Here is a 20,771-nt window from a genome sequence, read left to right as displayed (position 1 = left end):
CTTGAAATCTCTTGTGGTACTGATCATTTCGGGTCTTCCTCGGTTCAGGCTTTTGCCGGTTCGTACTGGATGACTTCTTTGGCAGCGCGCTCTCCGGAGCGAACGGCGCCGTCGACCCAGCCGTGCATGACCCCCGACGTCTCGGTGCCGGCCCAGTGGATGCGACCGCAGGGTTCGGTAATGGCCGGTCCGAATTCGGTGAGCACACCGGGCGGGGTGTGACTGAGCATGCCGCCGCCGGAGTAGCGCTCGACCGTCCAGTCCTGGTCGAGGTAGGCCACCGGGGTGGCGGCCTTCTCGCCGAATCGCTCGACCAAGGCCGCCAGGACTTCTTTCCTTCGCTCGTCGTGGTCCATCTTCGAGTACCGGCGGGCCTCAGGGCCTTCGGTGATCACGCACATCACCCCGGGGCGGGGCTGGTCGGTGGACGCGTCGATGGTCAGGTTCGCCAGCGAGCCCGGCGCGAACGTCTGACCCGTCAGGCCGTCCTTACGCCAGAACGGCTCGTCGTACACGATGTTGATCTTGACGACGGCACCGCTGGGCATGCGCTGATGCAGGAAGGACCGGTCCACCGGCAGCATCGGCTCGTAGAGGATCTGACTGGCGATCGCAATCGGCACGGCCACGATGACGCGTTGGGCGCGCAACGTCGTGTTCTCAGCCTCAACGGTGACGCCCTCGTCGTCCTGGATGATGCGCCGCACCGGCGTGCTCAGCTGAATCGCACCGCCAAGCTCGGCGGCGATCGCACCGGAGACCGCACCCATGCCGCCGACGATGCGCGAATCCTGGGACCCGTCCTTGATGCCAAGCACGAAAGACGGACCGCCGCCGGAGGCCAGCTGGCGGAGCACGAACAGCATCGACACCTCAGAGGCTGCAGATGTGTAAAGACCCGAAATCGACGATTCCAGCAACGTGTGCGCCGGCTTGGACAGTGTGTGGTTGTCCAGCCACTCGGCGTAGCTGATGCGGTCCAGCTTGGCGGCGTTCTTGGCTTCCCAAGGCTTCTCAAGGGGAATCGTCTTACACAGCCGGGTCAAATCGAGGAAGACCGCGCCCATATTGAGTGCTGCCCAAGGGCTCATCGTCAGCGGAATGGTGCCCTCGTAGCGGTAGTGCTTGCCCTCGACGACCATCATGGCTTCGCCATCGATGAACTGCTTGTAGCTGGCGACGCCGAACTCCTTCATCAGCCCGTAGATGGCATCCTGACCGGGCCCGATCCAGGCGCCACCGCGGTCGATCCAAATACCCTCTGGGCCTTCGACGGTGAACGTGCGCCCACCGACTCGGTCGCGGGCTTCCAGAAGGGCCACCGATCGGCCCGCTTGTTTGAGTCGCAACGCTGCCGTGAGCCCGGCAAAGCCCGCACCGATTACGCAGAAGTCCACATCAGCCATGGCTTATGGTGCGCCGAGCTGTGCGAATTCTGTGGGCGTTTTGGCAAAGTGTTAACCTGCACGCCGCACGGTCCCAGGAGGACGATGAGCACCGATAACGCCGCACGTACCGCCGTGGTGTTCGTGCACGGTCTGCTCGAACGCCGGCCGATGGATATCTTCGACGATTTCGCCAAGACGGTGTTGCCTCCGGGCGAGGGCGGTTGGGAGTACTACCCGCAGCCCGTCGAGATCACCGATTCCTACGAGGCGCGCCGCTACATCGCCCCCTCGACGGGTGTCGAGCTCTACGAGTACGACTGGTCATTCCTGTTGACGAGCTCGCGATACGCGGGATTCCTGCCCGCGCTGGCGCGGCTGTTCCTGCGCCGGCCGCGCCACGTGCCCGACCAGGTGTTCGGCGTCTGGCGCGCGGTGTGGTTGGTGCTGCTGGTGCCCATCGCCGTACTGCTGGGTTTGTTTGTGGTGGGCGGTTATTACCTGCAGTCGGGCGTAGCCGGGTGGATCGTTGGGCTGGTCACCAGCGTGGTGGTCCTCAGCGTCGCAGTCGCGGTGTTTCGGATGGCGCCGCGGGCGTTGACCCGCAGCTTTCTGACGACCGGCTTTGTGAACGTCGCGCGCTACTTCGACCTGATGGCGCCGGAGTCACATGCCGCCAGGCGTGCAATTCGCGGTGGGCTTGTCGATCTGCTGTACACGCTGCACCAAGGCCGCTACGCACGGATTGTGGTGGTGGGCCATGGCATCGGCGGCTATATCGCCTACGACGCGCTGACGACGCTGTGGGAGGAGATGCACGAGCTGCGTGCCGCACCGGAGGCGACGCCCGGTGGTCTCGGATCCCTGGGCAGCCTCGAGTCGGCCGCCGACCGGCTGGCCGCCGACGACTCGCAGGGCGCACTCGACGATTTCCAGGCCAAACAGTTCGGCTTGTGGCAGGAAATTCGGGCACAGGGAAATCCCTGGCGGATAACGGATTTCGTGACGGTGGGAACGCCGATGGCGTTGGCCGACCTGTTCATTGGCCGCCCGCCGATCTTCGGCGGCCTCAGCCGCTCCGACAGTCGGCGCCACGAGCTCTTCGACCGGCTGACCCGCAGAGGTGTAGTGGTTCGGTGCCCACCTCGGTCGGAGGCGTTGCCCGTCGATTCTGTCGAGCCGGGGCCGGCGAGTTATGGCTCACGGGATTCGGGCGTTCTGGGGGCTCAGTCACCGTTCGCCGTGACTCGATGGACCAACATCTGGTTTCCGGTGCGCCGCGGCAGCATTCGTGGTGACTGGTTCGGCGGTGTGCTTCGTCCGCTGTTCGGGCCCGGCATCCGTGAGATCGCGGTCAGTGGCAATCTTCCGGAGCGGCTAAAGCCAGGTGCGGCCCAGATGTGGTACTTCAGGAAGCCTGAGCGCGACGCTGAGGGCGACGTGGCGTTGCATCTCCGCGAAGTTCTTGCCCTGGAGGATCATTCGGGGCTCGATGCCTCAATGAGTGCGCCGGAGCCAGATCCCGCGACGGTCGGCCGAGTTGTGTATCGCTCGTGGCAACGCAGCATGTGATGGCCGTGCGGTTGGTGTGCGCGGCCTGCGCTATCGCCGCGCTGGTGCTGGCTGTCCTTGCTGGTTCGGATCTGTACTTCGCCGGCTTCCCGGATTCGCACCTCACCGATTACGACCTTGCGGCCGAGACGCCCAAGCGGGTCCTGATGTGGGGGGAGTGGGTGCTCGTCGTTCTCTTCCTGTTTCTCGCCGTTGCGCCAGTCAGCGCGAAGGCTCGTGGCGTCGGATTGGTCGGCGGCCTGATCGCACTCGCGCTCGTGGCGGTAGTCCAGTGGGTCGGCATCCCTTGGTATTTCATCACCCACCTCGGCCTCGACAATGGAATCGGCGGTTAGCTCCGCTGGGGCATGGTGTGATGCAGATCACTTTCTTGCTGTGAACTGTTTGGGGTGCGCTTGTCGTGAACCGAGGTGAGTCCGTCAACGAAGACGGCCGCCACGAAAGGGACGGGCAATGACGCTTGCCACCACGAAGGTGATCACTGTTACGGCGATGAACGTACTCGCCACGGCGGCAATGCATTTCCCGAGTGACCCGCCATCGGCGGCGCCTCCGACCCAAGTGCGGCCATACGTCCTGACGGCATCGCCAACGTATCCAGACGCCGCCGCAACTCCGAACAGGCTGCTCGCCGCGAACATCGAATTACCAAGGGGCAGTGTTGTATTAGTTCCCGACGTACTCGCGCAGCGCGCCGAAGTGACGGTGTTCGCTCGCGTGAGCGCGCCGCACGCCGTCGACGCTGTGCCCAGACTCTCGGTCAGCGCGCACCACGTGACCGCCGTCGTCGCCACGAAGCATCGGCAGGCTGCCGAGGTGTCGGCCCTCGCGACCCCGGGAGCGGTCGCTGACCAGATTCGCGCGCTGGTTGCCGTGTACGTCAGCAACGGCACCGCCCAACATCCCGACGCGGGGCTGTTGATCGGCAATGGATTCAACGGCGGCGCTGGTCAGGACGGTGGCCGGGGCGGGATGCTGTTCGGCAACGGGGGGCGCGGTGGCGACGGGGTCCAGTCGATCAACAACGGCAGGGCCGGCAACGGCGGAAGCGCCGGTCTATTCGGCAATGGGGGCGACGGCGGCAGGGGCGGCGACTTCACCGGCTCGATGAACGTGGCCTCCATTGGTCGCCAGGGTGGTCGAGGCGGTAACGGCGGCATGCTGATCGGTAATGGCGGCAAGGGCGGCAACGGCGGTACCGGCCAAAACCTCGATACCGGCGGCGCCAACGGCGGCCTCGGCGGCCAGGGCGGCAACGCCGGGGTATTCGGCAGTGGTGGCGATGGTGGCCAGGGCGGAACCGGCAACGCCGGCACGGGCACCGCGCGGGCGGGTGCGGGCGGCAACGGCGGCAAGGCTGGAGTTGTGGGCAACGGCGGATCGGGTGGCACCGGGGGGAGCGGCTCCAGCAAGGGCAATGCCTTCGGTGGGGACGGCGGCAAGGGCGCGGATGGCGGGCGTATCACCGGCCGGGGCGGCGCGGGCGGAACCGGTGGTGCCGCTGGAAGCAACGTCGTCACGAGCACGGCCACCGGCGGCCACGGCGGAAACGGTGGCAACAGCCACGGGCTCTTCCGGCCCGGTGGCGCAGCTGGCAACGGCGGTGGCGCCCAGTCCATTCCGGGCACCGGCATCGGTGGGGACGGTGGCAACGGCGGCCGGGGCGGACCCGGTGGCAATCCAGGCATGGGCGGCATCGGTGGCGACGGAACCGGTAGCACCCCGGGCAGTCACAACGGCAACCCCGGCGGCGGCGCGGTGTAATCGCTGACACCTGCCGAAGTGATGTGCTACCCAATCACGATGATGAGAATCAGCCTCGCCGGCGCCGTAGCCGTCAGCGCGATGTCGGTCGTATCGCCGGTCGCGCACGCGGATCGGGCTGAACCACCGCCGCTGTACGGCGCCTACAACCTGTTCATCGACTTTGCGCAGCAGACGTTCAACGGCGTACCGACACCGATGGATTCAAAAACCTTCGCGGCGGCATTCACCACGCGGTGTGACGGGAACGGTTGCGTCGCGACCATGGACAACGCCGACGACCATGCCCGCAATCCGGGCGCGCCCGCCGCCTACGACTACCGATGGAACGGCACCCGCTGGGAGACCAGCGGCGAGTATCCCTACTTCTGCGATCGCAACGACCCGAAGAGCGCCGTGCAGGCCACTCGCTCGGACTACTGGATCCCCAACCCTGACGGCAGCTTCGCTGGAGAGCGGACCCTCGTTGTCGGAGGAGCCGGCTGCCCCGGTGAGGGGCCGGGCACCCATTGGCTACCGATCTCGCTGACCCCGATCGATCCGCCGCCGGCTGCTGGGGCCGGCAGCTAGCTCTGCCAGTCGCTTGAGCCGTCGCGCCGGGTGTAGGTGCCGGTGGAGTTCACCACGATGATCGGATCACCGGCGCCGAAGTTGTCGTAGAACCATCGTGCGTTGGTCGGGCTGATGTTGATGCAGCCGTGACTGACGTCGCGCTTGCCCTGGTCGCCAACCGACCACGGCGCGCTGTGGACGAAGTTGCCGCTGTCGTCGAACCGGACGGCCAGCTCGACAGTCGTCTTGTATCCGTAGGTCGAGTTGACCGGGACTCCGTACGTCGAGGAGTCCATCACCACCGATGGCATCTTTTCCTGGACGTAGTAGGTGCCATTTGCGGTCTGGTGGCCGCCGGCTGACATGCCCATCGACATCGGGATGGTCTTCTCCACGGTCCCGTTGCGGCTGACGGTGAGTTGGTGAGTGGCGTCGTCGGCCGTCGCCACCAGCGTGTCACCGGTGCGGAAGTTGGACACCGTGCCGCCCGCATCGACGGTTACCGCGGTGTGTGCGGGCCAGAAGCTCAGCGGACGCCAGCGCAGCTGCGTGGGTGTCATCCAGTAGAACTTGCCGGCAACCGGCGGGACCGACGAGATGTGGATGGCGTTTTCGGTTGCGCCGGCGTCATCGACCCGTGCCGGGAAGTCGATGATGATCGGCTGGGCCACGCCCACCGTCGACCCGTTGGTGGGGGCCAACCGCGGCGGGCCGAATGGCGCTGGACCGGTGAACGGTGCCGGGTCCTGCCCGGCGATAACCCCTGGATCGCCGGGGCCCTGATCCGGATCCGCCTGCGCGATGCCCGCGCTCAGCGCGAGGCCCACTATCGAGGCCATTGCGGCCGCCTTCAGAGCGGTGGAGAAGATTGCGATCTTCGGCCACGACATATAGATCCCCCTGCGGTTGCTGAGACTTAGTGAGCGGCCGTGGTCCTGCCACGCTTGCTGTTGCCCTTACCGGCGGACGACGCGGCCGATGGGGTCGACTTCTTGGTGGCGCCCGCCGCCGCGGAGGGCGTGGAGGCAGCGCGCTTGGATGTCGCCACCCGCCGGCCGGCTGGCTTGGCGACACTGCTGGCAGGGGTGACCGACCGCGCCTGGGCCGGCGCGGGGGTGCTGCAGCTCTGGCCGGCGAAACAGACAGGGAACTTCGGCACTCTGGGGACGCGGAGGAACCGCAGTCCCGGATTGACCGTGTCGGCGAAGCCGTTCCAGGCGTATGCCGTCGCGGCGAAAGCCACCACGAAGCCGCTGAGGCCGATGGCGGCAAGGCCGGGGCCCGCGCCGAAACCAAGGCTGTTCAGGTACGCCAAGATCTCAGCCGCGAACGCGAGGAAGTTGGGGGGCGCGCTCGTGGTGTCGTCGGCGGTCGGGCTCGCGGCCGCCGGCGTGGAGACGGCCACGAGCTCTACCGCGTGAACTTCGGTGCGGGGGAGCGAGGCCACCGTGACCGGTGGTGCGGTGACCAAACCCAGGGTGAGGATGGCGGCGCCAGCGAGGGCGGCAAACGGACGAACAGCCATGCTCTGGAATCCTCGGCGCATCATTACCTTTGGTCGTCGGCCATGTGAACTGGCGAATCGATCATTCCATCCGTGCCCGATAATTTCGGCTGTTTGAGCGCTCAAGGAATCGGACATGATGGGACGGTGAAACTGCTGCCCACGCCCGACGTGACGCTCACCGACTCCGAGGTCGAAGACGCGCTGGGGCGGGCCGTCGCGGTCATCAATCCGCTGCTGTACGTGTTGTGGCGGACAGACCCGTTCGGACTCAAGCGGCGAACCCCGCCCAACGCCATCTCGTGGGCGCTCAACGCCGCGGATTTTCCTGGCACGCTCGCGTGGGACGACCTGAGCACCGACGAGCGGATCAGCTGGTGGGTGTGGCGGGTCGGCGCACTGAACACCGTGGTGGTGGCGTTCCCCGGCGTGCTCGGTGTCGTTGCACGAAGACTGCCCATCCAGGACCTGCTCGGGTTCGCCAGCCAGGCCATCGTGCTGTGTGCGGTCGCGCGCGAACTGGGCGTCACCGACTATCGGCGTCAGGTCCGGATGCTGGCCTCGGTGCTGTGCGGGCGGGACCTGTCGGTGGTGGTCCACGAGGAGCACAAGCCGGTGAGCATCCCCTTCACGCCCGTCGGCATCGCCAAAGCACTGTGGAAGCTGGTCGGCATCCTCGACGCCGTCGGCGACGAGCTCGCGAAGCGTCCGCACCCACGCGCGCCATTCCGGTACATCGCCATGCTTCCCGCAGTGGGTGCGGTGGCCTCTTACCTCGGGGAATGCGGTGCGCTGTCCCGCGCGGCCAAGGCGGGCAGGCAGTGGATAGAACAGCAAAAACCGCCCCAGAGGGGCGGTTCATGAGAGCGGGCGACGGGAATCGAACCCGCGTAATCAGTTTGGAAGACTGAGGCTCTACCATTGAGCTACGCCCGCGTGTTTGCGCGGACCCAAATGTACCGGCGCCGACCTGATCAAATCCAATCGGCCCACCTGAAAGCGCATCGGCAAGGTCGATTGCCGCTGAACAGGCATTGGGCCGTAGGATTCGGGCGCGAGAAATACAGCACCGGGGTGTAGCGCAGCTTGGTAGCGCATCCGCTTTGGGAGCGGAAGGCCGCAGGTTCAAATCCTGTCACCCCGACACGCCCAACGAACGTCCCACACGACCGAAGATTTCGACCCGAGGAGCACCGCAGTGAAGAGCACCGTCGAGAAGTTGAGCCCGACCCGGGTTCGCATCAACGTGGAGGTGCCCTTCACGGAATTGCAGCCTGACTTCGACCGGGCCTACAAGGAGCTCGCCAAGCAGGTCCGCCTGCCCGGGTTCCGGCCTGGCAAGGCGCCCGCCAAGCTGCTCGAGGCCCGCGTTGGCCGCGGCGCGGTGCTGCAGCAGGTCGTCAACGACGCGCTGCCCAGCCGCTACAGCGAGGCCGTCACCGCCACCGAGGTGACTCCGCTGGGCCAGCCCGAGATCGAGGTCACCAAGATCGAGGACGGCGAGGAGCTGGTCTTCACCGCCGAGGTCGACGTGCGGCCCGACATCGAACTGCCCGACCTGAGCGCACTGAAGATCTCGGTGGAGCCCATCGAGGTCAACGACGACGAGGTCGACGCCGAGCTGGAATCGCTGCGCGCCCGCTTCGGCACCCTCAAGGGCGTCGAGCGTCCCGCCCAGGAAGGTGACTTCGTCTCCATCGACCTGTCCGCCACCGTCGACGGCGAAGATCTTCCCGACGCCGCCACCGAGGGCCTGTCCCACGAGGTCGGCTCCGGTCAGCTCATCGACGGCCTCGACGACGCCATCGTCGGCCTTGCCGAGGGCGAGTCGAAGGTCTTCACCACCAAGCTGGCCGCGGGCGAGCACGTCGGCGACGACGCCGAGGTCACCGTCACCGTCAAGTCGATCAAGGAGCGCGAGCTTCCCGAGGCCGACGACGAATTCGCGCAATTGGCAAGCGAATTCGACACCATCGAGGAACTGCGCGAGAACCTCGTCGACCAGGTGAAGCGGGTCAAGCGCATCGGCCAGGCCGAGAAGATCCGCGACAACGCGCTGGAGCTCTTGCTGGAGACCACCGAGGTGCCGCTGCCCGAGTCGATCGTGCAGGCGCAGGTCGACCAGACCGTGCACAACGCGATCCACGGCCTCGATCACGACGAGGCCAAGTTCGCCGAGGCCCTCGAGGCCGAGGGCAGCTCGCGCGAGAAGTTCGACGCCGAGACCCGCGACGCCGCCGAGAAGGCCGTCAAGACCCAGCTGTTGATGGACGCGATCGCCGACGATCTCGACATCCAGGTCGGCCAGAACGACCTGACCGAGCGCCTCGTTCTGATGTCGCGCCAGTACGGCATCGAGCCGGCCCAGCTGCTGCAGATCCTGCAGCAGAACAACCAGCTGCCTGCGATGTTTGCCGACGTGCGCCGCGGGCTGACCGTGGCCGCGGTGGTCGAGGCGGCCACCGTCACCGACACCGATGGCAACGTCGTCGACACCGCCGAGTTCTTCGGCCCGCCGGCCGACGCCGAGGGCGCTGAGGTCATCGAGGAACTCGAAGGCGACACGGCCGACACGGACGACACGAGTGATGAGGCCGACGAGGCCGCTGAGCAGCAGGCCGACAAGGCTGAGTAACGCCGACAGCGAAAGCGCCCTCTCCTGGGAGTGCGCGCCGCTGTGGGTTGGTTAGGGTCGGGTAGAACGAAGTCCGTAGAAAGCAGGTATCAAGTCGTGACTCAAATGCGTTCGGGCATGCCAGGGCTGAACCTTTCCGACTCGGTGTATGAGCGGTTGCTCGCCGAGCGCATCATCTTCCTTGGCTCCCAGGTCGATGACGACATCGCCAACCGGCTGTGCGCGCAGATCCTCCTGCTCGCCGCCGAGGACCCGACCAAAGACATCTCGCTGTACATCAACTCGCCCGGCGGCTCCATCAGCGCCGGCATGGCGATCTTCGACACCATGGTGCTCGTGCCGTGCGACGTCGCCACCTACGCCATGGGCATGGCCGCCTCGATGGGCGAGTTCCTGCTCGCCGCCGGCGCCAAGGGCAAGCGCTACGCGTTGCCGCACGCGCGCATCCTGATGCACCAGCCGTTGGGCGGCATCACCGGTGGCGCGGCCGACATCGCCATCCAGGCCGAGCAGTTCGCGCTCATCAAGAAGGAAATGTTCCGGCTCAATGCCGAATTCACCGGCCAGTCGCTCGAGCGCATCGAAGCCGACTCCGACCGTGACCGCTGGTTCACGGCGCAGGAAGCTCTGGAGTACGGCTTCGTCGACCACATCATCACCCGCGCCCACTTCAACGGAGTGTCCAATGCCTGATACAACGCCCATTTCCCAGGCAGATCCGCGGCTCGCACCGCAGGCGCGCTACATCCTCCCGTCGTTCGTCGAGCACTCCAGCTGGGGTGTGAAGGAATCCAACCCCTACAACAAGCTGTTCGAGGAACGCATCATCTTCCTCGGCGTGCAGGTGGACGACGCCTCGGCCAACGACGTCATGGCCCAGCTGCTGGTGCTGGAGTCGCTGGACCCCGACCGCGACATCACCATGTACATCAACTCGCCGGGTGGCTCGTTCACCTCGCTGATGGCGATCTACGACACCATGCAGTACGTGCGCGCCGACATCCAGACGGTGTGCCTCGGTCAGGCTGCATCCGCTGCGGCGGTGCTGCTCGCGGCGGGCTCGCCCGGCAAGCGGCTCGCGCTGCCGAACGCCCGGATCCTGATCCACCAGCCGTCGCTGGGCGGCGTCATCCAGGGTCAGTTCTCTGATCTGGAGATCCAGGCCGCCGAGATCGAGCGGATGCGCACCCTGATGGAAACGACGCTGGCCATCCACACCGGCAAGGACGCCGCGGTCATCCGCAAGGACACCGACCGCGACAAGATCCTGACCGCTGCGGACGCCAAGGAGTACGGGATCATCGACACCGTGCTGGAGTACCGGAAGCTTTCCGCTCAGAACGCGTGATTCCGGGTCGCCGCTCGGCTTCGCCGGTGGCGAATCCTGGCCAGCCCGCCTTTGGCGATCTGGACGGTATCGTGGGGAACGACGACAACCACGATGCAACGTTACGGTCGGCGCAGCTCAACGCCTCGGTTAGGTCACGACGGCGACACGCCAAAACACAGCTAAGCGTGCCGAGGCGACGAGAGCCGTGTCAGGCGATATGTTCACCATCACGCACGAATACCACTGACGCGATTCGCCTTTATCTGTCGCACCGTGGCAGAGCAAGCGGGTAGCGTCGGGACAGACACCGGCACTGACTGACTCGCAACGATCGAAGACCCGGCGAAGAAAGTAGGACCTCACCACCATGGCGCGTATCGGAGACGGCGGTGACCTGCTGAAGTGCTCGTTCTGCGGTAAGAGCCAGAAGCAGGTGAAGAAGCTCATAGCGGGCCCGGGCGTCTACATCTGCGACGAGTGCATCGATCTGTGCAACGAGATCATCGAAGAGGAGTTGGCTGACGCCGACGACGTCAAACTCGATGAGCTGCCCAAGCCTGCTGAGATCCGGGAGTTCCTGGAGGCCTACGTCATCGGCCAGGACACCGCCAAGCGCACGCTCGCCGTGGCCGTCTACAACCATTACAAGCGCATCCAGGCGCAGGAGAAGCACCGCGACTCCCGTTCCGAGCCGGTGGAGCTGGCCAAGTCCAACATCTTGATGCTCGGCCCGACCGGGTGCGGTAAGACGTACCTGGCGCAGACGCTGGCCAAGATGCTCAACGTGCCGTTCGCCATCGCCGACGCCACCGCCCTGACCGAAGCCGGTTATGTCGGCGAGGACGTCGAGAACATTCTGCTCAAGCTGATCCAGGCGGCCGACTACGACGTCAAGCGCGCCGAGACCGGCATCATTTACATCGACGAGGTCGACAAGATCGCCCGCAAGAGCGAGAACCCCTCGATCACGCGCGACGTCTCCGGTGAGGGTGTGCAGCAGGCGCTGCTGAAGATCCTCGAGGGCACCCAGGCGTCGGTTCCCCCGCAGGGTGGTCGCAAGCACCCGCATCAGGAGTTCATCCAGATCGACACCACCAACGTGCTGTTCATCGTGGCGGGTGCGTTCGCAGGCCTGGAACGGATCGTTTCGGACCGTGTCGGCAAGCGCGGCCTCGGCTTCGGCGCCGAGGTGAAGTCCAAGGCCGAGATCGACACCCAGGACCACTTCGCCGAGGTCATGCCCGAGGATCTGATCAAGTTCGGGCTCATCCCGGAGTTCATCGGTCGTCTGCCGGTGGTGGCATCGGTGACGAACCTGGACAAGGAGTCCCTGGTTCAGATCCTGTCCAAGCCGAAGAACGCCCTGGTGAAGCAGTACACCCGGCTGTTCGAGATGGACGGCGTTGAGCTGGAGTTCAACGAGGACGCGCTGGACGCCATTGCCGATCAGGCCATCCACCGCGGCACCGGTGCCCGCGGGCTGCGCGCGATCATGGAAGAAGTCCTGCTGCCGGTGATGTATGACATCCCCAGCCGCGACGACGTCGCCAAGGTCGTCGTCACCAAGGAGACCGTCGAAGACAACGTGCTTCCGACGATCGTGCCGCGCAAGCCGGCCCGCCCGGAGCGCCGCGAAAAGTCCGCCTAAGTACGGATTCGTGTCCGGCGTTCGGCGATCACCTCGTCGAGCAGCAGGGCGATCTCTGCGACCCCGTCTCGCTGGGCGAATGCCGTCTGTAGGTTGCGCGCACAGTTGCGGTAGTGCGGGTTGTGCAGCACCGCATCGACCGCGTTGCGCACCGCACGCCGGGTCGGTGTCCCGGTCCGCAGGTTGATCCCCGCGCCCGACCAACCCACCCGCGCGGCCACCTCCGGCTTGTCCTCCGTGTCGCCGGCGACCACCAGCGGCACCCCGGCACACAACGCCCGCTGAACGGCACCGAACCCGCCGTTGCTCACCATGACATCCACCTTCGGCAGTAGTACATCGTGCGGAATGAACTCGGCGACATAGGTATTCGACGGCAGCGAGACCTTGAGGTCGGCCACGTCGCGACCCCCGGTGGTGGCGACGACGATGACGTCCTCACCGTCGAGCGCCTCGATGGTCGGCTCCAGCAGTCGGCCCAGATCAGCATTGTCGACGGTGCCCTGCGTGACGTGGACGACCGGCCGGTCACGGTCGAGCTCGCGCCACCATGACGGCTGCCGGAAGGTCTGTGCCGGAACCGGATGCACCGCCCCGACATAGCGCACGTTGGCAGGCAGGTCGCTGCGCGGATAGTCGAATGCGGGCACGCTTGGCACGATGAGGCGGTCGGCCAGCAGCCCGGCGTCCAGCACGAATACCGGCAGCCGCGGCGCGTTCATCGCGTCCAGACGGCGGTTGGCCGCGCGGTGCGACGGGCCCAGCAGCACGTTGTGCGACAGGGCGGTGAGCGTCCGATTGCGCAGCCGGCCCAGCGGCCCCGTGGCGGGCAGCATGCCCAGACCGGCGGGACCGGTGTCGCGGCTGGCGATCATCAACGGCATCGGGGTGAACATCAGCACCGGTGGCAGCGACGCGCGCGAACCCAGCAGGAACGGCAGGATCCCGAAGAAGGCCGTGTCGACGATGACCGCGTCGAAGCGGTTCTCGGCGAACAATTCGGTGAGGATCGCGGCCTGGCGGGGCATCGGCCCGATGAACAGCTCGGTGATGTCGAAGTTGAGCTTCCGCAGCCCGGTCAGCGCGGCTCGCTCCGGGCTGTCGTCGACCTGGCCATCGGCCAAGTCCGCCTCGGTCGGCAGCGGGTGAAGCCGGGCGCCGCAAGCGCTTACCTTCGCTGCGTGCCGTGGCGAGGTCAGCACGGTGACCCGGTCACCGCGATGCGCCAGCCCGCCTGCTACCGCCAGCAGCGGGGTGATGTGCCCGGCTGCCGACAGTCCCGCAATCAGAATTTCCGCCATCGTGCTCCCAATCCCTCAGTGGCTGATCGGGATTGATGGTCGCTGGCGCAGGGGTTGGCCGGCTTGGAGATTTTATGGAGATTGCGTGGAGATTGGCGGCAGTCGTCGCAGAGCCAGTATCGTCCGGGTTCCGTATCATCGGAGGATGAACAAACTTCGCCAGCGGTCCGCGGTGGCTGCGATTGCTCTGGCCGTCGGCATGACCGGTATGGCGACAGCGTGTAGCAAGGACGAGAAGCCAGCGCCCACGACTACGACGACGACGACCACCACGACGCCGGCGAGCACCAGTGTCGCGCCGCCGCCGTCGCCCACCGAGAAGGGCTCGGACGGCGGTGGCCCCAACAGCTTCTCGCCGCCGGTGAAGGCCCCGCCGGCACCGACGGCGATACCGGGCAACAACTGACGATCGGCTGCTCAGTGCCGGATGCGGTCGCCCCGGCTGTAGACGTTCATCGATTCCCCGCGCAGGAACGCCACCAGCGTCAGACCTGACTGGGTGGCCAGGTCGACGGCCAGCGAGGAGGGCGCGGAGACCGCGGCGAGCACCGGGATACCGGCCATGACCGCCTTCTGAGTCAGCTCGAAGGACGCGCGGCCGCTGACCAACAGGACGGTGCCGTCGAGCGGGACACGGTTGGCCTCCAGCGCCCAGCCGATCACTTTATCAACGGCGTTGTGCCGGCCGACATCCTCGCGCACCACCAGCATCGTGCCGTCGACGGCGAACAACGCCGCACCGTGCAGTCCGCCGGTGCTGGCGAAAACCTTTTGCGCTGACCGTAGTTGGGTGGGCATCGCGGTCAGCGCCGCGGCGGTGACGATCGACGGATCGTCGCCGGGGGAGTGCCGGCTGGTCAGCCGGACCGCGTCGATCGAGGCCTTGCCGCACACCCCGCACGACGAGGTGGTGTAGAAGTTCCGCGTGACGTCGACCTCGGGCATCGGGACGTCGGGGTGCAACGTCACGTCGAGGACGTTGTAGGTGTTGGTGCCGTCTTCGGTCTCTGAGCCACGGCAGTAGCGGACGGTGAGGACATCGTCGCGGCGGGTGATGACCCCTTCGGTCAGCAGAAAGCCCTGCGCCAGTTCGACATCGGAGCCGGGCGTGCGCATCGTGACGCTCAGCGGCCTTCCGTTGACCCGGATTTCCAGCGGCTCCTCGACGACCAGGGTCTCCGGGCGCTCAGTGGCGATACCGTCGATGACGTGGCTGGCCCGTCGCCGCGACGTCACCCGGCCCATGCTGCGCCGCCTTCCTGTCCGCCGCGTTCCAGGCGGATCACGACCGCCTTCGACACCGGTGTATTCGACTTGGCGGCAACGTGATCCAGCGGCACCAGAGGATTGGTCTCAGGGTAATAGGCGGCGGCGTTGCCGACCGGCGTCGAGTACGGCACCACCAGAAAATCTTTGGCGCGGCGCTCCTGCAGATCACCGTGAGCGTCGGTGAACTCCGAGATCAAGTCGACCCGGTCGCCGTCGGCCAGCCCGAGCGTTTCGATGTCGGCCGGGTTGACGAAGACGACGCGACGCCCGCCCTTGACCCCGCGGTAGCGGTCGTCGAGGCCGTAGATGGTGGTGTTGTACTGATCGTGGCTGCGTAATGTCTGCAGCACCAGCCGTCCCGGTGGCACCGGTACCCAGTTCAGCTCGTTGACCGCGAAGTTGGCCTTGCCGGTGATCGTCGGGAACTCGCGGGAATCCCGTGGTGGATGCGGCAATTGGAAGCCGTCGGGCTGGCGCACCCGCTTGTTGTAGTCGACGCAGCCCGGCACCACAGCGGCGATGGCGTCGCGGATGGCGTCGTAGTCGGCGGCGAAAGATTCCCACGGCACCGGGTGGTCGGGTCCGAGCACCGCGCGGGCCAACTGGCAGACGATGGCGACTTCACTGCGCACCTCGTCGCTCGGCGGGGTCAGGCTGCCGCGTGACAGGTGCACCATCGACATCGAATCCTCGACGGAGACAACCTGTTTGCGGCCACCCACCAGGTCACGATCGGTGCGGCCAAGGGTGGGCAGGATCAACGCCGTGCGCCCGTGCATCAGGTGGCTGCGGTTGAGTTTGGTCGAGATCTGGACGGTGAGCGCGCACGTGCTCAACGCCGCTTCCGTCACCGCGGTGTCAGGGGTGGCCGAGGCGAAGTTGCCGCCCATCGCGAGAAATACCGACGCCTGCCCGTCGCGCATCGCCCGGATGGCATTGACCGTGTCATAGCCGTGCTTGCGGGGGGCGATGATGCCGAAACGGTTGTCCAGTGCGGTCAGGAAGGTCTCGGGGACCTTCTCCCAGATCCCCATCGTGCGGTCGCCCTGGACGTTGGAATGCCCACGCACCGGACACACTCCGGCGCCTGGCTTGCCGATCATGCCGCGCATCAGCAGCAGGTTGGTCATCTCGGCGATCGTGGCGACCGCATGGGTGTGCTGGGTGATGCCCATGGCCCAGCACACGATGGTGCGCTGCGAGGCCGCCAGCATGCCCGCGACCCGCTCCAACTGGGGCCGGGCGATACCGGTGGCTTCGGTGACGGTGTCCAGGTCGACTGTGCGGGCGTCGGCCAGGTACTCGTCGAAGCCGTGGCAGTGCGCATCGACGAACTCGCGGTCAATCACGCTGCCGGGGGTGCGGTCCTCGGCCTCGACCAACAGCCGGCCCAGTCCCTTGAACAACGCCAGGTCGCCGCCGAGCCGGATCTGCACGAACTCGTCGGCGATCGGCACCCCGTGGCCGACGACGCCGTTCACCTTCTGCGGATCCTTGAACCGGATCAGGCCGGCCTCGGGAAGCGGGTTGACAGCGATGATCTTGGCCCCGTTGGCTTTCGCCTTCTCCAGCACCGACAGCATCCGCGGATGGTTGGTGCCCGGATTCTGTCCGGCGATGACGATGACGTCGGCGTGCTCGATGTCCTCGACCGTCACCGAGCCCTTGCCGATGCCGATGGAATCGATCAGCGCGGTGCCCGACGATTCGTGGCACATGTTGGAGCAGTCCGGCAGGTTGTTGGTGCCGAAGCTGCGGACCAGCAATTGATAGAGGAACGCCGCCTCGTTGCTGGTGCGTCCCGAGGTGTAGAACACCGCCTCGTGCGGGGAGCCGAGGTCACGCAGGTGCTCGGCGATCAGCCGGTAGGCCTCGTCCCAGGCGATCGGCCGGTAGTGCTGATCGCCGGGCCGCAACACCATCGGGTGGGTGAGCCGGCCCTGCTGGGACAGCCAGTACTCGGGCTTAGCGGCCAGCTCAGCGATCGTGTGACGGGCGAAGAAGGCCGGGGTGGCGCGCCGCTTGGTGGCCTCCTCGGCCACCGCCTTCGCCCCGTTTTCGCAGAACTCGGCCACTTTGCGGCCGCCGTGATCCTCGGGCCAGGCGCAGCCGGGGCAGTCGAAGCCGTGCCGCTGATTGAGCCGAGACAATGTCGCCAGCGTGCGGACCGGGCCCATTTCGGATAGGGCGCGCTGCATGCTGACGATCACAGCCTTGACCCCGGCCGCCTCGTGTTTGGGGCCGCTGACCTCGACGTCCCGTTCGTCATAGTCCGCATTGACGTCTTTGGCACTGGCCATGCCTCCAATTTAGCCCTCCGAATCGGCGGCCTACCCCAGATACAGCGGGTTGGTAATCGGTATTTGACATGCGGTGATAGCTGACGGCTATCGTCAGATCGATGGCGAGCGACGTGCTGCTGCAGCATCTGGACTATCTGCTGGCGCTGGCCGCCGAGCGCCACTTCGGGCGCGCGGCCGCGCGTTGCCACATCAGCCAGCCGACGCTGTCGGTGGCGATCCGCAGGCTGGAGCGCGACCTGGGCATCGTGATCGTGCAACGCGGCCGTCGCTTCGAGGGCTTCACCGAGGAGGGGCAGCGGGTTGTGGCATGGGCCCAGCGCATCACCGCCGAACGCGATGAAATGCTCGCCGATCTCGAACGGATGCAGGGGCGGCTGACGGTCACCGCCCGGCTGGGCGCGATTCCGACGGCGGTACCGGCCAGCCCGTTCATCACTGCGGAGTTCCTGTCCCGCAATCCCGCGGCGTCGGTGCGTATCGAGGCGTTGTCGTCACGGGAAATCGCCAGGCGATTGGCCGATTTCGAGATCGACGCCGGGTTGACCTACCTGGATGACGAAGCCCTGCCGGGCACTCGGTCGGTCGAGTTGTATCGCGAGCAGTACGTGCTGGTGGCATCCGCCGACGATCCGTTGATGGGCAAGGCGGAAGTGGCGTGGGCGGATGCGGCCGGCCTGGACCTGTGCGTGCTGACGACCACGATGCGTAACCGCCGCATTCTGGACGCCAACATGGCTGCCGAGGGCATTCACTATCGCCCTGTGGTGGAGGCGGATTCGGTCGACGCGCTCTACGCACACCTGACGCACGCCCGGCGGGCCACCATCGCCAGCACCGCCTGGCTGCCGCAACTTCCTGTGCCGCAAGGTTTTTCCGCGCGGCCGATGGTCAAACACGGACCGAGCCCGGCGATCGGGCTGGTCGTGCTCGACCGTGCTCCGGCCTCCATCGTGGCGGCCGCCCTTGTCGCGGTGGCTACGGACCTCGATCTCGCCGCCCGCTTTGCTGGTAGCAGCCCGATTGGCGGAAAAGCCGACTGAGAATCCCTTGCGACCGCAAGCTGTCATTTGCGCCATCTGTCGTTGACGCCGTCGTAACAAGTTCGGAACCGGAGCTTCTTAGTGTTGGCCGGTCACACATCCGCGAGCAGACGCGGACGTTATGGGTGCAGAGGAAAAACAGTTGAGCGGAAACGCGGCCCGTCTTCAGGCGATCACCAACGTCGAGGCGTACGTGCCTCCCCCTATCAGCTTCGATCCAGGTGAGGCACCAGGCGAGATCTTCGGTGCCAACGTCTTCACCGCCGCCGAGATGCGACTGAGGCTGCCTAAGTCGGTGTTCAAGTCCATCACCGCGACGATCGACAAGGGTGCGAAGCTCGATCCGGCCGTGGCCGATGCCGTCGCCGCGGCGATGAAGGACTGGGCGCTGTCCAAGGGCGCGACCCACTACGCCCACGTTTTCTACCCCATGACGGGACTGACCGCCGAGAAGCACGACAGCTTCCTCGATCCGGTAGGCGACGGGACCACGCTCGCCGAGTTTGCGGGCAAGACCCTGATCCAGGGGGAGCCGGACGGCTCCAGCTTCCCCTCCGGTGGCCTGCGCAGCACCTTTGAAGCGCGCGGTTACACCGGCTGGGACGTCACCAGCCCGGCGTACATCCTGGAGAACCCGAACGGCAACACGCTGTGCATCCCGACGGTGTTCGTCTCGATGACGGGTGAGGCGCTGGACTACAAGACGCCGTTGCTGCGCAGCCAGCAGGCCATGGGCGCGCAGGCCGAGCGCATCCTGAAGTTGTTCGGGCACAAGGATTTCGACCACATCGTGTCGTTCTGCGGGCCCGAGCAGGAGTACTTCCTGGTCGACCGGCACTTCTTCTTGGCCCGTCCCGACCTGATCAACTCCGGCCGCACGCTGTTCGGTGCGAAGCCGCCCAAGGGCCAGGAATTCGACGACCACTACTTCGGCGCCATCCCGGACCGGGTGCTGGCCTTCATGATGGACACCGAGCGTGAGCTGTTCAAGCTCGGCATCCCGGCCAAGACCCGGCACAACGAGGTCGCCCCAGGACAGTTCGAGATCGCGCCGATGTTCGAGCGGGCCAACATCGCCGCCGACCATCAGCAGCTGCTGATGACGACGTTCAAGACCATCGCCAAGAAGCACGGCATGGAATGTCTGATGCACGAGAAGCCGTTCGCCGGCGTCAACGGCTCGGGCAAGCACGTCAACTTCTCATTGGGCAACGCGGAGTTCGGCAGCCTGCTGGTGCCGGGTGACACCCCGCACGAGAACGCGCAGTTCCTGGTGTTCTGCGCCGCGGTCATCCGCGCGGTGCACAAGTTCGCCGGCCTGCTTCGGGTGTCGGTGGCCTCGGCCACCAACGACCACCGCCTCGGCGCCAACGAGGCCCCGCCGGCGATCATCTCGATCTTCCTCGGCGATCAACTCGCCGACGTGTTCGAGCAGATCGCCAAGGGTGCTGCCACGTCGTCAAAGGGCAAGGGCTCCATGATCATGGGCGTCGATACGCTGCCCGTCCTGCCGACCGATCCGGGCGACCGCAACCGCACCAGCCCATTCGCGTTCACCGGCAACCGGTTCGAGTTCCGCGCGCCGGGCTCGGGGCAGACCATCAACGTGCCGATGATCATCATCAACACGATCATGGCCGACTCGCTCGACTACATGGCGACGTGGCTGGAGAACGCCATCGACGACGGCGAGACCTTCGACATGGCCGTGCAGAAGCTGCTCACCGAGATCATCACCGAGCACGGCGCTGTCGTGTTCAACGGTGACGGCTATTCGGAGAACTGGCAGACCGAGGCGGCTACGCGCGGCCTACCGAACCTCAAGACGACCATCGACGCGATTCCGGAGCTGGTGACGCCGGAGGCGATCGAGGTCTTCGAGAAGTACGGCGTGTTCAACGAGCGGGAGCTTCGCAGCCGCGAGGAGGTTCGCTACGAGACCTACGTGCTCACCGTCGGCGTCGAGGCCAAGATCACGCTGGAAGTTGGCTCGACGGTGATTCTGCCTGCGGCCGTGCGCTACCAGACCGAGTTGGCGCAGAACGTCGCGGCGCTGAAGGCAGCCGGGGTGGATGCGGACACGACCTTGCTCGGGACCGTCTCCGCCCCGATCTCGGAGCTGACCAGTGCGTTGACGGCGCTCAAGACGGCGATGGGAGCTCACGGTGGTGATTTTGCTGCCGAGGAGGCCAAGCATGCGCAGAGCCTGCTTCCGTTGATGGATGCGGTACGCGCGGCCGCCGACACGCTGGAAGGCGTTGTCGCCGACGACCTCTGGCCGCTGCCGACCTACCAGGAAATGCTCTACATCCTCTGACGACTTGCGCTGAGGCTGTAGCTGTCGACACCGCTACTCGCTTGGCTTCAAGGGGTGATTGCAACACTTCGTGATTGGGGTGTTGATGCCGCGGAGTCCGTTGTTGTCGGTTCAGGTTCGTTTTTGGGAGTTGGTATCCGCGGGGCTGATC

The 20,771-nt window shown here is 66.1% G+C and carries 18 protein-coding genes and 2 tRNA genes; 13 read left to right on the top strand and 7 right to left on the bottom strand.

Annotation, left to right across the window (positions count from 1 at the left end):
* Window positions 1-44: 44 nt before the first annotated feature.
* Window positions 45-1,406 carry a flavin monoamine oxidase family protein gene (locus tag SLQ31_RS28540; protein WP_319437557.1) on the bottom strand — a complete coding sequence of 454 codons (1,362 nt, stop codon included), beginning with the start codon at window positions 1,404-1,406 and terminating at the stop codon, window positions 45-47.
* Between the two features lie 84 nt (window positions 1,407-1,490).
* Here SLQ31_RS28540 and SLQ31_RS28535 point away from each other — a divergent pair, with 84 nt between their 5' ends.
* The 4 genes from SLQ31_RS28535 (at window position 1,491) to SLQ31_RS28520 (ending at window position 5,291) form a co-directional block, all read left to right on the top strand.
* Window positions 1,491-2,957, top strand: coding sequence for a hypothetical protein (locus SLQ31_RS28535; RefSeq protein WP_319437556.1), 1,467 nt, complete (start codon window positions 1,491-1,493; stop codon window positions 2,955-2,957).
* Entirely contained in the window at window positions 2,939-3,292 is a 354-nt protein-coding gene (locus tag SLQ31_RS28530) for a hypothetical protein (RefSeq protein WP_319437555.1), read from the top strand. Before SLQ31_RS28535 ends, SLQ31_RS28530 begins: the two co-directional genes overlap by 19 nt.
* Window positions 3,293-3,410: 118 nt before the next feature.
* A complete protein-coding gene (locus SLQ31_RS28525; RefSeq protein WP_319437554.1) occupies window positions 3,411-4,721 on the top strand; it encodes a hypothetical protein in 1,311 nt (436 codons plus the stop codon).
* A 42-nt stretch (window positions 4,722-4,763) separates the two neighbouring features.
* Window positions 4,764-5,291, top strand: a complete 528-nt coding sequence (locus SLQ31_RS28520) for a hypothetical protein (protein ID WP_319437553.1) — start codon at window positions 4,764-4,766, stop codon at window positions 5,289-5,291.
* Here SLQ31_RS28520 and SLQ31_RS28515 read toward each other — a convergent pair.
* Window positions 5,288-6,163, bottom strand: a complete 876-nt coding sequence (locus SLQ31_RS28515) for a L,D-transpeptidase (RefSeq protein ID WP_319437552.1) — start codon at window positions 6,161-6,163, stop codon at window positions 5,288-5,290. The genes SLQ31_RS28520 and SLQ31_RS28515 overlap by 4 nt on opposite strands.
* 26 nt (window positions 6,164-6,189) lie before the next feature.
* Window positions 6,190-6,798, bottom strand: a complete 609-nt coding sequence (locus tag SLQ31_RS28510; RefSeq protein ID WP_319437551.1) for a hypothetical protein — start codon at window positions 6,796-6,798, stop codon at window positions 6,190-6,192.
* 126 nt (window positions 6,799-6,924) lie between these two features.
* On the opposite strand from SLQ31_RS28510, the gene SLQ31_RS28505 reads away from it, so the two are divergent.
* Window positions 6,925-7,641, top strand: a complete 717-nt coding sequence (locus SLQ31_RS28505; protein ID WP_319437550.1) for a hypothetical protein — start codon at window positions 6,925-6,927, stop codon at window positions 7,639-7,641.
* A gap of 1 nt (window position 7,642) precedes the next feature.
* Here the strand turns inward: SLQ31_RS28505 and SLQ31_RS28500 are convergent.
* Window positions 7,643-7,713 (bottom strand) — tRNA-Gly (locus tag SLQ31_RS28500).
* A 134-nt stretch (window positions 7,714-7,847) separates the two neighbouring features.
* On the opposite strand from SLQ31_RS28500, the gene SLQ31_RS28495 reads away from it, so the two are divergent.
* The 5 genes from SLQ31_RS28495 (at window position 7,848) to clpX (ending at window position 12,390) form a co-directional block, all read left to right on the top strand.
* A tRNA-Pro gene (locus SLQ31_RS28495) sits at window positions 7,848-7,921 on the top strand.
* Window positions 7,922-7,975: 54 nt separating this feature from the next.
* Entirely contained in the window at window positions 7,976-9,412 is a 1,437-nt protein-coding gene (tig, locus tag SLQ31_RS28490; RefSeq protein ID WP_319437549.1) for a trigger factor, read from the top strand.
* A 105-nt stretch (window positions 9,413-9,517) separates the two neighbouring features.
* Entirely contained in the window at window positions 9,518-10,105 is a 588-nt protein-coding gene (locus SLQ31_RS28485) for an ATP-dependent Clp protease proteolytic subunit (RefSeq protein ID WP_319437607.1), read from the top strand.
* Window positions 10,098-10,760 carry an ATP-dependent Clp protease proteolytic subunit gene (locus tag SLQ31_RS28480; protein ID WP_413643237.1) on the top strand — a complete coding sequence of 221 codons (663 nt, stop codon included), beginning with the start codon at window positions 10,098-10,100 and terminating at the stop codon, window positions 10,758-10,760. The genes SLQ31_RS28485 and SLQ31_RS28480 overlap by 8 nt, the downstream gene beginning before the upstream one ends.
* Window positions 10,761-11,109: 349 nt before the next feature.
* The gene (gene clpX, locus SLQ31_RS28475; RefSeq protein WP_319437548.1) at window positions 11,110-12,390 is read left to right on the top strand and encodes an ATP-dependent Clp protease ATP-binding subunit ClpX; all 1,281 of its coding nucleotides are present in this window, start codon (window positions 11,110-11,112) and stop codon (window positions 12,388-12,390) included.
* Here the strand turns inward: clpX and SLQ31_RS28470 are convergent.
* Window positions 12,387-13,691, bottom strand: coding sequence for a nucleotide disphospho-sugar-binding domain-containing protein (locus SLQ31_RS28470; protein ID WP_319437547.1), 1,305 nt, complete (start codon window positions 13,689-13,691; stop codon window positions 12,387-12,389). The genes clpX and SLQ31_RS28470 overlap by 4 nt on opposite strands.
* Window positions 13,692-13,836: 145 nt before the next feature.
* Between SLQ31_RS28470 and SLQ31_RS28465 the strand changes: the two genes are divergently transcribed.
* The gene (locus SLQ31_RS28465; RefSeq protein ID WP_319437546.1) at window positions 13,837-14,097 is read left to right on the top strand and encodes a hypothetical protein; all 261 of its coding nucleotides are present in this window, start codon (window positions 13,837-13,839) and stop codon (window positions 14,095-14,097) included.
* Between the two features lie 11 nt (window positions 14,098-14,108).
* On the opposite strand, the gene fdhD is transcribed toward SLQ31_RS28465, so the two are convergent.
* Window positions 14,109-14,936: a formate dehydrogenase accessory sulfurtransferase FdhD gene (gene fdhD, locus SLQ31_RS28460; protein ID WP_319437545.1), complete on the bottom strand. Its 828-nt coding sequence runs from the start codon at window positions 14,934-14,936 to the stop codon at window positions 14,109-14,111.
* Window positions 14,924-17,260 carry an FdhF/YdeP family oxidoreductase gene (locus SLQ31_RS28455; RefSeq protein ID WP_319437544.1) on the bottom strand — a complete coding sequence of 779 codons (2,337 nt, stop codon included), beginning with the start codon at window positions 17,258-17,260 and terminating at the stop codon, window positions 14,924-14,926. The genes fdhD and SLQ31_RS28455 overlap by 13 nt, the downstream gene beginning before the upstream one ends.
* A gap of 101 nt (window positions 17,261-17,361) precedes the next feature.
* Between SLQ31_RS28455 and SLQ31_RS28450 the strand changes: the two genes are divergently transcribed.
* Both SLQ31_RS28450 and SLQ31_RS28445 read left to right on the top strand, forming a co-directional pair.
* Window positions 17,362-18,303, top strand: coding sequence for a LysR family transcriptional regulator (locus SLQ31_RS28450; protein WP_319437543.1), 942 nt, complete (start codon window positions 17,362-17,364; stop codon window positions 18,301-18,303).
* Between the two features lie 142 nt (window positions 18,304-18,445).
* Complete coding sequence (locus SLQ31_RS28445; RefSeq protein WP_319437542.1) at window positions 18,446-20,620, top strand: glutamine synthetase III; 2,175 nt, start codon at window positions 18,446-18,448, stop codon at window positions 20,618-20,620.
* Window positions 20,621-20,771 lie beyond the last annotated feature (151 nt).

Origin of the sequence: Mycobacterium sp. RTGN5, from assembly GCF_033804465.1 — a bacterium.
GTDB lineage: Bacteria > Actinomycetota > Actinomycetes > Mycobacteriales > Mycobacteriaceae > Mycobacterium.
Note: the sequence above shows the minus strand (reverse complement) of the source record. Positions and strands in the feature narration are given on the sequence as shown.